The organism is Thalassospira sp. MCCC 1A02898, assembly GCF_001618185.1.
Classification (GTDB): domain Bacteria; phylum Pseudomonadota; class Alphaproteobacteria; order Rhodospirillales; family Thalassospiraceae; genus Thalassospira; species Thalassospira tepidiphila.
In genome coordinates, this window is sequence record NZ_LPXK01000013.1 from 536,618 (window position 1) to 552,105 (window position 15,488).

At 55.1% G+C, this 15,488-nt stretch carries 13 protein-coding genes; 3 read left to right on the forward strand and 10 right to left on the reverse strand.

Annotated elements, in window-relative coordinates; translation table 11 throughout:
• Window positions 1-77: 77 nt before the first annotated feature.
• Together recJ and AUQ41_RS19210 are read right to left on the reverse strand one after the other, a co-directional pair.
• Window positions 78-1,838 (reverse strand): single-stranded-DNA-specific exonuclease RecJ, encoded by a 1,761-nt coding sequence (gene recJ, locus AUQ41_RS19205; RefSeq protein ID WP_083952756.1) that lies wholly within the window; start codon window positions 1,836-1,838, stop codon window positions 78-80.
• Window positions 1,839-1,951: 113 nt separating this feature from the next.
• Window positions 1,952-2,491 carry a peroxiredoxin gene (locus AUQ41_RS19210; protein ID WP_232308470.1) on the reverse strand — a complete coding sequence of 180 codons (540 nt, stop codon included), beginning with the start codon at window positions 2,489-2,491 and terminating at the stop codon, window positions 1,952-1,954.
• 195 nt (window positions 2,492-2,686) lie between these two features.
• Between AUQ41_RS19210 and AUQ41_RS19215 the strand changes: the two genes are divergently transcribed.
• Window positions 2,687-3,004 (forward strand): hypothetical protein, encoded by a 318-nt coding sequence (locus tag AUQ41_RS19215; protein ID WP_232308471.1) that lies wholly within the window; start codon window positions 2,687-2,689, stop codon window positions 3,002-3,004.
• Here the strand turns inward: AUQ41_RS19215 and AUQ41_RS19220 are convergent, their stop codons facing one another.
• The 6 genes from AUQ41_RS19220 to AUQ41_RS19245 form a co-directional block, all read right to left on the reverse strand.
• The gene (locus AUQ41_RS19220; protein WP_063090039.1) at window positions 3,005-4,297 is read right to left on the reverse strand and encodes an Hsp70 family protein; all 1,293 of its coding nucleotides are present in this window, start codon (window positions 4,295-4,297) and stop codon (window positions 3,005-3,007) included.
• A gap of 78 nt (window positions 4,298-4,375) precedes the next feature.
• Window positions 4,376-4,768 (reverse strand): hypothetical protein, encoded by a 393-nt coding sequence (locus tag AUQ41_RS19225; RefSeq protein ID WP_083952755.1) that lies wholly within the window; start codon window positions 4,766-4,768, stop codon window positions 4,376-4,378.
• An 87-nt stretch (window positions 4,769-4,855) separates the two neighbouring features.
• Window positions 4,856-5,815: a class II fructose-bisphosphatase gene (gene glpX, locus AUQ41_RS19230; RefSeq protein WP_008890926.1), complete on the reverse strand. Its 960-nt coding sequence runs from the start codon at window positions 5,813-5,815 to the stop codon at window positions 4,856-4,858.
• Between the two features lie 146 nt (window positions 5,816-5,961).
• Window positions 5,962-7,266: a homoserine dehydrogenase gene (locus AUQ41_RS19235; protein WP_063090043.1), complete on the reverse strand. Its 1,305-nt coding sequence runs from the start codon at window positions 7,264-7,266 to the stop codon at window positions 5,962-5,964.
• Window positions 7,267-7,388: 122 nt separating this feature from the next.
• Window positions 7,389-8,630, reverse strand: a complete 1,242-nt coding sequence (locus AUQ41_RS19240; protein ID WP_063090045.1) for an LL-diaminopimelate aminotransferase — start codon at window positions 8,628-8,630, stop codon at window positions 7,389-7,391.
• A 330-nt stretch (window positions 8,631-8,960) separates the two neighbouring features.
• Window positions 8,961-10,313, reverse strand: coding sequence for an OmpA family protein (locus AUQ41_RS19245; RefSeq protein WP_063090047.1), 1,353 nt, complete (start codon window positions 10,311-10,313; stop codon window positions 8,961-8,963).
• 261 nt (window positions 10,314-10,574) lie between these two features.
• On the opposite strand from AUQ41_RS19245, the gene AUQ41_RS19250 reads away from it, so the two are divergent.
• Together AUQ41_RS19250 and AUQ41_RS19255 are read left to right on the forward strand one after the other, a co-directional pair.
• Complete coding sequence (locus AUQ41_RS19250; RefSeq protein WP_063090049.1) at window positions 10,575-12,377, forward strand: alpha/beta hydrolase; 1,803 nt, start codon at window positions 10,575-10,577, stop codon at window positions 12,375-12,377.
• Window positions 12,378-12,466: 89 nt separating this feature from the next.
• Window positions 12,467-13,339 carry an NAD(P)-dependent oxidoreductase gene (locus AUQ41_RS19255; RefSeq protein WP_063090051.1) on the forward strand — a complete coding sequence of 291 codons (873 nt, stop codon included), beginning with the start codon at window positions 12,467-12,469 and terminating at the stop codon, window positions 13,337-13,339.
• On the opposite strand, the gene AUQ41_RS19260 is transcribed toward AUQ41_RS19255, so the two are convergent.
• On the reverse strand, window positions 13,336-14,613 hold the full coding sequence (locus AUQ41_RS19260; RefSeq protein ID WP_198155658.1) for a cytochrome-c peroxidase: 1,278 nt from the start codon (window positions 14,611-14,613) through the stop codon (window positions 13,336-13,338). The two genes, AUQ41_RS19255 and AUQ41_RS19260, sit on opposite strands and share 4 nt — an antisense overlap.
• Window positions 14,614-14,829: 216 nt before the next feature.
• Entirely contained in the window at window positions 14,830-15,357 is a 528-nt protein-coding gene (locus tag AUQ41_RS19265; RefSeq protein ID WP_083952754.1) for a gamma carbonic anhydrase family protein, read from the reverse strand.
• Between the last annotated feature and the right edge of the window lie 131 nt (window positions 15,358-15,488).

The window sequence follows — 15,488 nt, forward strand, 5'->3', positions numbered from 1 at the left end:
GCCTTCAGGATTAGTCTGATCAAACCATAACGGCAAGCATTTGCAGCATCATAGCTGCCCTGCCCGGGGGCACGTCGCTAGACCGGCAAGGCCACATCATCAATGATCAGCTGCACACCATCACGCCCCTGCCAGCTATCGCGACGCAAATGCCCCAAAACATGCAACGGGCGCCCGCCATGTTTGATCAGGGTCTGTCCCATATCATTATCAAGGCATCTGAACGCAATTGCCTTAAGCCGCCCCTGCCCGTTTGACCCGGTCAGGATACAGCGCACATGATCCTGTCCGACAACATCGGCCTTGACCGCCCGGCAATCGACAAAGGCAAATCTGGGCTCGGCATTTCCCGCGCCGAACGGACCAAGCTTTTCAAGTGAGTCGATAAGCTCAAGTGTCGCACCCTTGGCATGAAGCGCCCCATCGACCGTGATCGTCGGGCGAATGTCGTTTTCGGCAATGATCTTGGCAAAGCGTTCTTCAAGAAACGCTTCGAACGCGTCAAGCTTTTCGGGATCAAGGGTAAAGCCCGCCGCCATATGGTGCCCGCCACCATTGATCAAAAGCCCGGCCTGACGCGCCGCAATGATCGCATCACCCAGATCAATGCCCCGCACAGATCGCGCAGACCCCTTATAGACGCCGTCAACCTTGCCCATCACAAGCGACGGCACGTGATAGCGATCCTTAAGCCTGCTCGCGACAATACCGATTACGCCCGGATGCCAGTCTTCGCCACCAACCAGCACCATGGAGCCGACCTTGGATTTGCCCTCGACCGCGCTGATGGCCTGATCAAGGACAATATCCTCGATCGCCTTGCGTTCGCGGTTATATTCATCAAGCCTGCGGGCGATATCCTGCGCCTCTGCGGGGTTATCGCCCGAAAGCAGGGTTGTGCCCAGAAAACTCTCGCCAACGCGCCCACCGGCATTCACACGCGGCCCAAGGACATAACCCAAGTGATAGGCACTCGGCACTTCGTTGACGCCGGCAATATCGGCAAGCGACGTCATGCCGACATTGGATCGGTGCTTCATCACCTTAAGGCCCTGGGTGACAAAGGCGCGGTTCAACCCGCGCAGCGGCACTACATCGCACACTGTGCCAAGGGCAACCAGATCAAGCCAGTTGCGCAAGTCCGGTGCGCGAACGCCCTTCTTTTCAAGCCAGCCGCGATTGCGCAATTCGCGCAACAACCCCACACAGACCAGAAACGCCACACCCGCCGCACAAAGATGCCCAAGCCCGCTTTCATCATCGAGCCGATTGGGGTTCACAACCGCGACCGCAGGCGGCAATTCCGGCTCTGCGGCGTGGTGGTCGACAACAATGATTTCGATCCCGGCATCGCGGGCTTCTTGTAACGGCGCATAGGCGGTCACACCGCAATCAACCGTCAGGATCAGCTTCGCACCCTTGCGCTGAAGCTCCAGAAGGGCTGGCGCATTCGGGCCGTAGCCCTCTTTCATGCGATCGGGAATATGGACAGGAACATCAACACCAATGGCGCGGAAAAACCGTTTCAACAACGCCGTACTGGTCGCGCCATCAACGTCATAATCGCCAAATACTGCAATCCCCTCGCCCGCTTCAATCGCGTCGGCAATGCGCGCGGCCGCCTTGTCCATGTCCTGCAAGCTGGATGGATCGGGCATCAGATCGCGCAGTGTCGGTGACAGGAAACTTTCGGCGTCATCAAGGTCAATTCCGCGCGCAGCCATCACCCGGCCAACAATCTCAGGCACGCCAAAACGCTGGGCAATCGTGGTTGCCAGCCGCTCGTCATTTGCGCGCTGACGCCACCATTTGCCGGTGACGGATCGCTCGATGCCCATAAAAGTCTTTTCTTGTGAATGCTCTGTCATGCCCTATGGAATAGCGCAATCTCGGGCGGTCTGAAACCGGATATTTTGCCAATCGATCAAACCGCGCCGAGAGTTGGCAATCCTTAGCCAGCCGGGTTTTCCCCGCACCATTTCAAAACGTTCTCGGCATCTGCGGCCGGATCATCGACGGGATAGAACACCTTGGTGATCTTGCCATCGTCAATGACCATGGTCAGACGCTTGAACAGGCGCATGCCATCGGCTTCAAAATCCGGCATCGCCATGGCTTCCTTGAAGCGGTGATCAGCATCCGAAAGCAAAGCAAATGGCAGATGAAGGCGCTCGGCTGCTTCTTTTTGATAATCGGTTGTTTGGCTTGAAAGCCCGAACAGGTTTTCGACCCCGACCGCACGCAATTCCGAGGCGTGATCGCGGAACGAACAGGATTGCGGCGTGCAGCCCTTGGCACCGGGAATTTCATTCCAGCCTTCCGGTGACGGCACCCCGGGCTCCGCCGTGCGCGGATAGGCATAGACAACTGTGCGGCCCGCCAATGTCGACAAATCAACGGATGTGTCGTTGGTTGCAGACAACCCCATCGCAGGCAGGATCTGCCCCGTCAGGCGTTCAATCACATGTGCGTCACTTTCTGAACTCATCATGATCCTCCCAGGATACAAGAGCGGGCTTTTTGTCACGAACAAGGTTCGGCCCTTTGGCTATCAAGATAAGTCTGAACTCAATGCTTAAAAAGAAGCATCGATTTCGTATTGTGAAAAACATTTTGCTGCATCACACCATTTGCCTGCGCGGCAAAGCTGTGCAAACTGGTGCAATAACAAAAACGGATACGCGCAATGCCCCACAAAAAAGGTCTCAGGATCGGATTAACCATCCTGTCCGTACTTGCTGCCATGATGTCGATGCCAATGGTGATGTTTTCACCAATGATGTTTGACGCACCGGGATCAGATGAAAATATCTACACCCAGTTCCTGTTTTTCAGCGTCCTGGCATTTCCGGTGCTCTGCCTTCTGGGGGGCATTCTGCCCTGGATATTCAAACGCCAGCCGAAATCAATCTGGCTTTATGGGCTCAGCGGCCTTGCCATCGGGCTTCTCATTCTCGCAATCGTGTTGCTGTCGGTTCAGTGCGGCGGTGACTTCGCCTGCTGATCAGACGATGCCTTCGTCCGCCGCGATCAGGGCCAACCCGTGCGCCACCGACAGGAACGGCTGGCCGATTTCGATGCGGTCCCTGCCAAAGCGATCTTCGAACAGCTTGCGCACGGCGGGGACATAGGATGTGCCGCCGGTCATGAAGACCTTTGAAACATCACGTGCATCGACACCGGCCTGATCAAGGCAATTCTTGGCGGCCAGTTCGATCTCGGCCATGTCCGGTGCAATCGAGGCTTCGAAATCGGCACGGGTCAGTTTTTCTTCGATCTCCACCCCGCCATGGGCGAATTGCAGGATGGTGCTGTCCTTTTCAGAAAGCTCTGCCTTGGCCTTTGACACCGACTGATAGAGGTGGAAGCCCATTTCGTCTTCGATGATGGCAACCAGATCTTCAATATCATCGGGCTTGGTCGCAGACCTGATCAGACCTTTGATTTCGTTGATGGTTTTGGGCTGGTTCATCATGGCCAGTTCGTGCCAGCGCGAAAACGCCGTGTAATATTGCCGCGGGACCGGCAGGGTCGCGCCCATCGATTTATATTCCGATCCAAAGCCCAAACGTGGCCAGATGGCCTTCTGGATGATGCGATAATCAAACCGGTCGCCTGCAACACCAAGACCGGTGTGCGAGAGCGGCTGCACCCCGCGAATGCCCAATCCCGGCGTAAAGCGGATCAGCGAAAAGTCACTGGTACCACCGCCAAAGTCGGCCACCAGAACAGTTTCCGGTTTATCGAGCTCCCGCCCGTAATAATAGGATGCTGCCAACGGTTCGAACACCATGGCCTCAACATCAAAGCCGGCCTGCTCATACGCCGCACGCAAACGCATTTCAGCAAAGTCGTTGTCCGGGTTATTACCCGCAAACGCCACCGGACGTCCGGAAATCACCCGCTGCCCCAGCCAGCCAAGGCTATGCTGCGCGAAGTGATGGATCTGTGTCAGGAACGTACCAATCAGATCTTCAATGGAATAGTTGGTGCCGAAGATATCGGTGCCTTCGAAATCCTTGGCCGCCAGATAGGATTTCATCGACTGGATCAGGCGGCAATCGTGGCTTTCCTTAAGGTATTCCTCAATCGCGAATGGGCCGGAGCAGCTTTTGGTGTGGGTTGGCGCATTCGGCGCCTTCAGATCCTGATCTTCCCAGAAATACAGAATGGTCCGATAGGTATCGAAGCTTTTGGTGCCGACCTCGAACGTGGCGGACTGCACGTTTCCTGCACTGTCTGCCACGGCAAGAACAGAGTTCGTCGTTCCGAAATCAAGGGCAATAATTTCCGACATCAGGCAGGCTCCGGCACTGGGTCAATGAATTGGGCCGCAGGGTTTAGCGCAACGCAGACCGGTATACAAGCAGCAAACTCACATCGCCTTTGATAAGCCGAAGAATTTACGCATCGCCAGCATTATCCCCAACCCAAGGCTATACAGCAGCACCCAATAAGCAAACACATTGAAGTAATACAGGGACAAGGACGCCTGAACTAGCACCTTGGCAACAAAAATGGCCAGCCCCCACATCAGAGCCAAATCTGCGGCGATAAAGAGCACGATACTGATTTCAAACAACCAGAACGTCAGAAAAGAAACGCAAATTAAAGCCAAAGCAATCTCAGAAACTACTAAAAATATACCTGCGGCTGCATCTAGACCAATTAGTCCCCAAACGAAATGGGCAAAAATGATGACGCCGGGCAAGAACCTAATCGCATGCAACGTTGACATTCCCAGATATCTTACCATCTTCGCGATCATCTCTGCCCCCAACGAAAAAGTCCCCGACTGAGCGGGGACTTTAAACGCAGAATATATATGCGCAACATAAACCTTTGGTTGCACTGGTTATTTATACCAAATCTTGCGGCTGAAATCGTGCACGGCGCGGACGTAACGTACAGTACCAGACTGTGAACGCATCACGATGCTTTCGGTTTCAGCGCCATTGGCAAAGCGACGTACGCCGCGCAACATCGCGCCATCGGTCACACCGGTTGCCGCAAACATGACATTGCCCTTGGCAAGTTCGGTCAGCTTGTATTTACGGGTCAGGTCTTCGATGCCCCATTTTTTTGCGCGCGCGATTTCGTCATCGTTGCGGAAAACAAGACGGCCCTGGAACTGACCACCGATGCAACGAAGGGCTGCTGCCGCCAGGACACCTTCCGGCGCGCCGCCGGTACCCATGTAAAGATCAATGCCCGAGGTTTTCTGCGAGGTCGCAATTACACCTGCAACGTCACCATCCCCGATCAGCATGATGCGTGCACCGGCTTCGCGGGTTTTGGCAATGATTTCCTGATGGCGCGGACGATCAAGAATACACACAACCAGATCAGCGACATCGCAGCCCTTGGCCTTGGCAAGGCTTTTAAGGTTTTCGGCCGGGCTGGCGTCCAGATCAACAACATCATCCGGAAGACCACCGCCAACGGCAATCTTTTCCATATAGGTGTCCGGCGCGTTCAGGAAGCCACCCTTTTCGGCCATGGCAACGACGGCCAAAGAGTTCGGGCCACCGGTCGCGCAAATGGTCGTGCCTTCAAGCGGATCAAGCGCAATGTCGATTTCCGGACCTTCGCCGGAGCCAACTTCTTCGCCGATAAACAGCATCGGGGCTTCGTCGCGTTCGCCTTCGCCGATCACGACCGTGCCTTTGATATCCATGCTGTTAAGCGCATTGCGCATGGCGTCCACGGCGGCCTGATCGGCTGCCTTTTCGTCGCCGCGTCCCATCAGGCCAGAGCACGCAAGTGCCGCCGCCTCGGTTACGCGAACCGTTTCAAGCGCAAGATTTCGATCCATATCTTCTTCCTCGTATTGCTGATGTGGGGTCTGGGGGCCCCATCTCATTGTTGTCTTTTTATTTTTATGCTCGGTCTTTGATCCGAGCTATACAACATCGCCCCGCATCATGGCAGATACGGGGCGAATATGTGTTGTTCATTTTGTTAAGATGCGAAGCTTTCAATCCGCATCAGAACCGGCGGCTGTGAATTGCTTTCGAACGCTGCAATATCATTCACCGCACCCGACATGGCGGACTCAGTCGTTTCGTGCGCCACAATAACCACCGGCACAACGCCGCCTTCGGTTTCGGCCCGGCCATGCTGGATCATGGACGCCATCGACACCCCATGCTTGGCAAGGGTTGCGGTCACCTCGGCCATGACACCCGGGCGGTCCCACACCATCAGGCGCAGGTAATAGGCGCCAACATGCTTTTCGAGCGACGCACGCACGTTTTTCTTCAACCGATCTGCCGGCAGACCAAACACCGGTGCCGCACGACCAGCCGCGATATCGACGATATCGGCAACCACCGCCGATGCGGTCGGACGTTCACCTGCACCACGCCCCTGCAGGACCACTGGCCCGACATAGTCGCCTTCAAGGGCGACCGCGTTAAATACGCCTTCGACCTTGGAAATCTGGGTTGCACGATCGACCATCACCGGGGATACGCGCTGCTCGATGCCCTCGGCCGTCTGTTTGGCAATGCCAAGCAGCTTGATGCGATAACCAAGTTCTTCAGCAAGCTGGATATCAAGGGCTGAAACGCTGCGGATGCCTTCGACTGCAACCGCGTCAAAGTCGACTTCAACACCAAAGGCAAGGCTCGCCAGGATCGCAAGCTTGTGCGCGGCATCAATGCCATCGACATCAAAGGTGGGATCGGCTTCGGCATAGCCAAGTTTCTGTGCCTCTGCCAGAACGTCGGCAAAGTCACGACCCTGTTCACGCATGGTGGTCAGGATGTAGTTACACGTGCCATTCAAAATACCGGTCACGCGCGAAATCTCGTTACCAGCCAGACCTTCGCGCAGCGCCTTGATCACCGGGATACCGCCAGCAACCGCCGCCTCATAGGCGATGGTGACATTGTTGGCATCGGCAATCCGCGCAAGTTCTGCACCCTTAAGCGCAATCAGCGCCTTGTTGGCGGTCACAACGTGCTTGCCATTTTCAAGGGCGGCCTTGCAAGTGTCATAGGCAATGCCATCTGATCCGCCAATCAGTTCGACAAGGATGTCGATATCCTTGTCCCCTGCAAGATCACGGGCATCATCATACCAGGTCAGGCCTTCGGTGGAAAAACCACGATCGCGAGTTCGATCACGCGCCGATACCGCTGTGACGACAATCTGGCGACCCGAACGGTCTGTCAGAAGGTCGCGATGTTCACTCAGCAGTTTAACGGTTCCGGCACCGACCGTACCAAGGCCTGCCACACCGATTTTGACGACGTCTTTCACGATAACTCCTTGTCGCGTGGTTACATCTTTGGCTCCGCCCGTGATCAAAAAAGATCACTGCGCCCTGATAACAGAACGCCCGGGACATGTCCCGGGCGAAACACAGAATGCTTTATGAGATATCAGACGGATTTCTTCAACAGTTCACGTGCAGATTCTGCATCGGGGCACTTGGCAAAGAACTGTTTGATGTTGCGATTGGCCTGACGAATGCGGTGCTTGTTTTCCACAAGCGCGATACGCACATGGCGATCACCATACTCGCCAAAGCCAAGACCCGGTGCCACGGCAACGCCTGCTTCCTGCAAAAGCAGCTTGGAAAAATCAAGCGAGCCCAGTTCGGCAAAGGCATCGGGGATCGGTGCCCAGGCAAACATGGTTGCCGCCGGGCTTGGAATTTCCCAACCGGCACTTTGCGCCCCTTCGATAAAGATATCGCGGCGTTCGCGGTACAGATTGCGGAATTCCTCGACACAATCCTGCGGACCATTGAGGGCCGCGGTTGCAGCCACCTGAACCGGGGTAAAGGCACCGTAATCAAGGTATGACTTGATGCGGGTCAGTGCGTTGATCAGCTTTTTATTGCCGGTGGCAAATCCGATACGCCAGCCCGCCATCGAATAGGTTTTCGACAGCGAATAGAATTCAACGGCGATATCCTTTGCCCCTTGGCACTGCAGGATCGAGGGCGGCGGATTGCCATCAAAATAAATCTCGGAATAGGCAATGTCCGACAGCACATAGATTTCATGCTTGCGGCAGAAATCGACAACTTCCTGATAAAACGCCAGATCCACCACAAGGGCGGTCGGGTTGGCCGGGAAGTTCAGGACCACCGCACTTGGCTTCGGGACCGAGTGCTTCACCGCGCGATGAAGCTGATCCATAAAGCTTTCGGTATTAAACGTCCCCTGATCATCATGACCAATCGGAATATGGCGCAATGCCGCGCCTGCAATGATGAAGCCGAACGCATGGATCGGATAGGACGGGTTTGGCACCAAAAAGATATCGCCGGGACTTGTGATCGCCGCAGCCAGGTTTGCCAAACCTTCCTTGGAACCAAGGGTCACAACGGTTTCGGTTTCGGGATCAATATCGACACCAAAGCGACGGCCGTAATAGGCCGCCAATGCCTTGCGCAGGCCGGGAATGCCGCGCGACATCGAATAGCCATGGGTGCGCGGGTTCTGGACCGTTTCAACCAGCTTGTCGACGATATGCTGTGGGGTCGCCGGGTCCGGGTTGCCCATACCGAAATCGATAATGTCCTCCCCCGCTCGCCGCGCCGCCGCCTTCATCGCATTTACTTCTGCGAATACATAAGGCGGTAGACGTTTTATGCGGTGGAAGTCCTGCGACATTATCCTGTTTCCTCGTCAAATCACTAAAATTCGAATTTTATGCGAAAAGCATATCCTCGATTTCTCGAAAGTTGCGTTTAGGCCCGATATTCAGGCCATTAATAGCGTACAATTCGAAGGATGTACCTTTTCTTGAAATCATACTCAACGAATTAATGCGCGGAAAATACGCATAAATGCGATTTACGGCGGGGAAAGGACCGGGTGACGTCGGGCTGACGGCAAAAACCCGACCATTTCCGCACACAGCGTTGCCCAACGCAAAAAACGCGGAAGGATTTCTCCCTCCGCGTTTTGCTGTTTGGTTCTGAACTGTTTTGATCGACGTGATCAGTAATCCAGATAAATCTCGACACGACGGTTGCCAGCTTCGCCCGCCGGAACACCTTCGTAGTAGCGCGGATCGGCCGAGCCATCCGCCCCCACAAAGATCGCATTCGGATTGACGCCAAGCTCAATCAGGCGCGACACGACGGCCGCAGCACGGCCTTCGGACACACGGCGGTTTACCGCCAGATGCTGTTCAAGCGACATATTGCCGGTGCGCATCGACGCATGACCAATCACGCGGATAAAGCCGCTGGTCTGCTGCCAGGTTGCGGCAACCTGTTCAAGCACGTTGTAATCAGCACCACCAAGGTTGGTCGAACCGTGCGCGAACTGGATCTGTGCGATCTGGACTTCACTGACAGCCGGGCCAGCCTGATCAATCGACTGCACGCCAAGACGCGATGCCAGCGCATCGTTGGTGACCGTCATGTCATAAGATGCGGAGTCGCCATACATCGCCTCCGCCCCGCCCAACTGGCTTTCATCGACGATCACCGAACCATTGTCGGAATACATCGAATAATCAAATTCCTGCGTCTGCACTGGCGCCGGTTCGTTGGCAAATACGCCCTGACCTTCGGCCAGACGACGCTGATACTGATCCATGACCGGATCACCAGACGATACAGGAGCACCCGCACTCGTCTGCTGTGCAGACTGTCCACTCTGCGCTGCCTGTGCTGCCTCATAGGCTGCAAGCTGCTGGGCACGGGCATCTTCACCCTGTGCCGCAGTCGGTGCTGCAGGCGGGGCTTCCGGTGTCGGAACCGGGCCACTGGACGGGGATTTTGCATTCCATTCGTCGGCAATCTTGGAGCCGCTTGGCGCAGAGGTTACCGCGCTCGTGGTGGCAGCTGCGGCCGCGGAACTGCCGGTATCGGCCATTGAACTGCTGGAAACCGGTGTTGTCGGTGCCGGATTGATCGCGGGTTGCGACGCTGGTGCGGCCGGTGCGGCTTGCAGCGCGTTCACAGGCGGGCTGCTTTGACGGCGGCCACCCTGTTCATACTGGGCATTCTGGCGGTCTGCGGCCAGGCCGGCAACCAGTGCATCACGTTCTGCATCGCCGGTGACAACCGGTTTGGCGGGCGTGTCGGAAAGGTTCGGGTACTCGCCATCTTCACCCGGAATGGCTTCGTCGGATTTGACGGCGCGCTCTTCATCTTCGCCATCAAACATGTCACCGACGGATTTGCCCCACTCGACCGGATTGATCGCATCGGGAACCGAAGAACAGGCGCCAAGTGTCAGCACCACAGCCAGGGCCGAGCCCGTCTGCAGCAATACCCGCAGCTTCCCCCTTGCAGTCTCCTGCCAAGCCCCCTGCCCGGTGGTCGATTTCAGAACGCCCATTTCTTTTCGCTGCTCCAAATTCAGTTGGACGACGTCTGCATTAAATCAATCCGCAAAAACGTCACCTTATAATTCTTGTACTACCCCTAAACGACGCGCTAGGCTAAGGCCATGATAAGCTTGGGATCAAGCAAAGTTTCAACCCGGAACGTCAATCGGATACCCGGAACATAGAACGTCAAAAGTCTTGCGATATTGCAAAGACGCAAAAATGTTCTGAAGTTACCTTGTATCCGCGGCGGTATCATAAGGGAATGCCCCATGAGCGATCAACAGGCCATCGAAACTGAAAACAAACATCCGGATCCCGAAAAGCTCTCTGCCGCTATGGCAGAGATTGCTGAGAAAAGTCAACGACTTGTGTCTGAATTCCTGGCAAAGCAGGCAGAAGATCCGGAAATATCCGACCCGGACCCGCTTAATATCGGCTCTGCCTTTGCTGAATTGACCACGCACATGATGCAAAACCCGGTCAAGCTGGTCGAAGCCCAGATGGAGCTTTGGCAGCAATATTATACGCTGTGGCATAACACCACCCTGCGTATGATGGGCGAAGAAGCCGAACCGGTTGTCTCCCCGCAAAAGGGGGATCGTCGATTCCGCGACGAGGCGTGGGAAAACAATGAACTGTTTGATTTCATCAAGCAGTCATATCTCCTGTCATCCCAATGGATGCAAAACGTTGTCCACGACGTGGACGGACTTGATGATAAAACCGCCCAGAAAGTCGAATTTTACACCCGCCAATTCGTCGATGCGATTTCGCCGACCAACTTCCTGATGACCAATCCGGAAGTCATACGGACCACAATCGAATCTGGTGGTGAAAACCTGCTTAAGGGCTTGCAAAACCTTCTGGAAGACCTTGAACGCGGCAAGGGCAAACTGCAAATCCGCATGACCGATCTTGATGCCTTCAAGGTTGGCGAAAACGTCGCCACGACCGAAGGATCAGTTGTCGGCAAAACGCCGTTGATGGAACTTCTGCAATATAAGCCAAGCACCGACAAGGTTGCAAAACGCCCGCTTGTGATCGTTCCACCGTGGATCAACAAATACTACATTCTTGATCTGCGCCCGGAAAACTCCTTCATCAAATGGGCGGTTGATCAGGGCCACACGGTGTTTGTCCTGTCCTGGGTTAACCCTGACAGCGAACTTGCCGAAAAATCGTTTGAAGACTACGCCAAGGAAGGCGTTCTTGCCGCCCTTGACATGATCGAACAGGCCACCGGCGAGAAAGAAGTCAATGCCATCGGCTATTGCCTTGGCGGTACGCTTCTGGCCTCGACATTGGCCTATATGGCGAAAACCGGGGATGACCGGGTTAAATCCGCGACCTTCCTGACCACGCTGACCGATTTTGAAAAGTCGGGCGAACTTTCGGTCTTTGTGGATGACGAACAGATCAAAAGCCTTGAACACAAGATGTCCAAAGAGGGCTACCTTGACGGGCGCGATATGTCGATGTCGTTTAACATGCTGCGCGCCAATGATCTGATCTGGTCGTTTGTCGTGTCCAACTACATGCTGGGCAAGGATCCGTTCCCGTTTGATCTTCTGTATTGGAACTCCGATTCCACCCGCATGCCCAAGGCGATGCACAGCTTCTATTTGCGCAATATGTATAACAAGAACCTGTTGCGTGAACCGGGCGGCATCAAGATCTTTGGCGAACCGATTGATCTGCGTGACATCAAAATCCCGGTCTATTTCCTTTCCACCCGCGAAGACCATATCGCACCGTGGCAGGCAACCTATGCCGGGACGCAGTTGATGTCAGGCCAGGTCAAATTCGTCCTGTCGGCATCGGGGCATATTGCCGGTGTGGTCAACCCGCCTGCGGCCAAGAAATATTGCTATTGGACGTACAATCGCAATCCGGCCAACCCGGAAGACTGGATGGCCAAGGCCGCCCAGCATGAAGGATCCTGGTGGACCGATTGGCAAAACTGGGTCGGTCGTCGTGCCGGTGGCAAGGTCGATGCCCGCAAACCGGGCGATGGCAAGCTTAAGGTCATTGGCCCGGCCCCGGGCGAATATGTCAAAGTGAGCTTGTCCTGATCTGATCGCAGACCACCCTGACACATTTTCACGGTCTGCCATCACGGCAGACCGTTTTCTTTTATCCGAATAAATCCAAGGGAATAATGATGGCCCACACAATCGGCTTTCTTGGCGCTGGCCGCATGGCATCGGCGATGATCAAACGCCTGCTTTCAAAGGGGTATGACGTCAAGGTCTGGAACAGAAACAAAACCAAACTTGAACCGCTTGTTACCCTTGGCGCGGTTGCCTGCGACACACCGGCAATGGCCGCCAATGATGTCGATACCGTGATTTCATTTATGTCTGATGACGCGGCAGCACGGTCAGTTTGGCTGGGCGATGATGGTGCGCTTGCTTCCATGCGAAAAGACAGCATTGCGATTGAATGCTCCACCCTGTCGCACGCCTTTGTGCTTGAGCTTTCAAAAACGATCGAGGCCGCGGGTGTTCGATATGTTGATAGCCCGGTAACGGGCATTCCCGCCGATGTTGAGGCGGGCAACACCATCTTTTTGATCGGGGCCGCGCCTAAAACCCTTGATCGCATCACCCCGATCCTCAATGACACGGGCAAAAAGACCATTCATTTCGGCGCAATCGGATCGGGCACGGTTTACAAGCTGATGCACAACTTGCTCGGCGCTGTTCATATTGCTGCCGCCGCCGAACTGATTGCGGTCGCGCAGAAGGCGGGGCTTGATGGTCAAACCGTTGCCGATACCTTTGCCATCGGTGCAAATGCCAGTGGGTCCGGCCTTATGACGGTTCCTGGCATGGTCAGTGGCAATCATCACGAAAACATCCACTTCACCAATGCCTTGCGCGCCAAGGACGCATCCTACGCACTTGCGCTTGTAAGGGACCTCGGCATGGCGACACCCGTTGGCCAAAGTGCGTATGACGTCTTTGAAAAGGCGACAAAAGCCGGCCTTGGCGATCTGGCACAAAGTGCGGTGATTGAAACGCTGAAAACCTAGTTTGCTTTGGCCGCCTGCTGCTGTTCCAGAAGTGGCTCATAGCGCGCATCGGTCAATGTCTTGAGGAAGGCGACAATGGCATCGATGCGCTTTTCATCAAGGGCATCGCCCTGCTCAAGCTCTTTAAGCGAAATGGTTTCGGCCACTTCCGGTTCGCCCCATGGCTTGCCGGTTTCCGGGTTGGTCTGATTGATCTCGGCCTTGCTGTTATATTTGTTATAGAACCGAACCACTGTTTCAAGATCGGCAAAGACGCCGTTATGCATATAGGGCCCTGTCACCGCCACATTGCGCAGTGACGGGGTTTTGTATTTGCCGCGATAGGCCGGGTCGTCGATGGCTGCGTTATCGAGCAACCCGTTATCGGTAAATCGGACATCCTTGCGGACAGCGTCCCGCATTGCGACATTGCGCGGCACGCCGATATTGTGGAACTCGTAATTGGTGAAAGTTTCGCCCTCTGCCGTCGGGCTGGTTTTCAGCATGTGGCAGGTATTGCAATTGGTGAATTGCTGCGAAAAGAACAGGACACGACCCAATTCTTCCTGCGGCGTCATTTTGTATTCGCCGCGCAGGAAGCGGTCATATTTGCTGTCGAACGGTGCGAACTCATCACCCTCTTCAAACGCGGCAATTGCCTTGGTCATTGCACCATATGCATCATCCGCATCCGACCAGATATCATTGCCAAACAACGCCTTGAAGCCTGCGACATAGTCGTCGTCTTCGTGCAGACGCGCAACCACACTGGCCTTGTCCGGCATCCCCATCTCAATCGGGTTCAGCGGAGGACCACCGGCCTGCTCAGCCAGATCCACCGCCCGTCCATCCCAGAACTGGCCACCAACCGCGACACCATCTTCGCGCACATGAAAAGGCGGGGAGAATTTGGCATAGCTTGCCGTCGGTGCATTACGATCGCCAAGGCTTTCGCCATCATCGCCCAATGAAAACGACCCGCTTGCGACATCGACACGGGGATCACGGAACCCCGTTGACGGATCGTGACAGGTGGCGCAGGACATGGTGCGATTGGCTGAAAGGTTGGTATCGAAATAAAGTGCCTCGCCCAGGTCCGCCATATTTTTAAAGGGTGACTGCGCCTCGGCGGCCGTCGCAACTTCCGACACACTCGCCGTGTTGCGATGTCCCGTATCGGCAAGCCGATGCAGCATCGCCGACGCGTCTTCCGCCAAGGCAGGGCTACCCGCAAAGCAGCCCACAAGGGCGAGAACAGAGGTTAGATGCAGTGACGAACGAAGATTGTGGGGCATCGAAAACACTTTGATTTGGTCGATTATCGGGTGAAGGTCACGCAATTTCTCAATCGCGAACGCTTTTCATTTACACCCACACAATTGCCCCTTGCCTTGATCAAAGTCAATGGCTGGCTGCCTTTGGCTGCCTTTACATCCGTTTATTCAAACGCGCATCGACCAGAACCGGCATCACAGAACATCAGTCCAGCAACGCGCATTACTGGGGGAATCTTATGCCAAGTCCTCGGGGATTGATTTGACATATTCCTGCGCCAGATCGGCATAGCGATCAGCCGACACCTTGAAGAATTCGATTTCTTCCTGCGTCAGATCCCGCACCTTGCGCGCCGGAACACCGGCCCAAAGCTCGCCTGCCGGAATGCGTTTTCCCGGTGCCAGAAGCGCATTGGCACCCAGCATCCCGCCCTGCTCAATCACGCAACCATCCATCACGGTCGCCCCCATGCCGACAAAGCTTCGATCTTCAAGCGTGCAGGCATGAATGATCGCTGAATGACCAATGGTGACGTCATCGCCGATATAGGTGCCGAATTTGCCCTTGGCGACATGCACCATGGTCAGGTCCTGAATATTGGTGCGCGATCCAATGCGGATTTCATGCACATCGCCACGAATAACACAGCCAAACCAGATGCCGGTCTCAGCCCCGATTTCAACATCACCAATGATCGTCGCATTGGGGGCAATGAAGGCGGTTTCATCAATGGTGGGCTTCACCCCGCGATAGGACAAACGCATGCTGTGGGACCTTTCACAAACTGGCATTCAATTAATTGCCGTCAGTTTAAAGTTGATACGCCCGACATGAAAGCCCGCTTTGGCAAAATTCGACCATTGCCCGATAAGCTTCGCCGATAACGAAAAAGGCG

Coding starts and splice junctions, on each gene's coding strand:
- AUQ41_RS19220 (WP_063090039.1), bottom strand. CDS start 4,297: ATGTCGGAAATTATTGCCCTTGATTTCGGAACGACGAACTCTGTTCTT.
- AUQ41_RS19210 (WP_232308470.1), bottom strand. CDS start 2,491: ATGATGAGTTCAGAAAGTGACGCACATGTGATTGAACGCCTGACGGGG.
- AUQ41_RS19225 (WP_083952755.1), bottom strand. CDS start 4,768: ATGATCGCGAAGATGGTAAGATATCTGGGAATGTCAACGTTGCATGCG.
- AUQ41_RS19255 (WP_063090051.1), top strand. CDS start 12,467: ATGGCCCACACAATCGGCTTTCTTGGCGCTGGCCGCATGGCATCGGCG.
- recJ (WP_083952756.1), bottom strand. CDS start 1,838: ATGGGCATCGAGCGATCCGTCACCGGCAAATGGTGGCGTCAGCGCGCA.
- AUQ41_RS19250 (WP_063090049.1), top strand. CDS start 10,575: ATGAGCGATCAACAGGCCATCGAAACTGAAAACAAACATCCGGATCCC.
- AUQ41_RS19245 (WP_063090047.1), bottom strand. CDS start 10,313: ATGGGCGTTCTGAAATCGACCACCGGGCAGGGGGCTTGGCAGGAGACT.
- glpX (WP_008890926.1), bottom strand. CDS start 5,815: ATGGATCGAAATCTTGCGCTTGAAACGGTTCGCGTAACCGAGGCGGCG.
- AUQ41_RS19265 (WP_083952754.1), bottom strand. CDS start 15,357: ATGCGTTTGTCCTATCGCGGGGTGAAGCCCACCATTGATGAAACCGCC.
- AUQ41_RS19215 (WP_232308471.1), top strand. CDS start 2,687: ATGCCCCACAAAAAAGGTCTCAGGATCGGATTAACCATCCTGTCCGTA.
- AUQ41_RS19260 (WP_198155658.1), bottom strand. CDS start 14,613: ATGCCCCACAATCTTCGTTCGTCACTGCATCTAACCTCTGTTCTCGCC.
- AUQ41_RS19240 (WP_063090045.1), bottom strand. CDS start 8,630: ATGTCGCAGGACTTCCACCGCATAAAACGTCTACCGCCTTATGTATTC.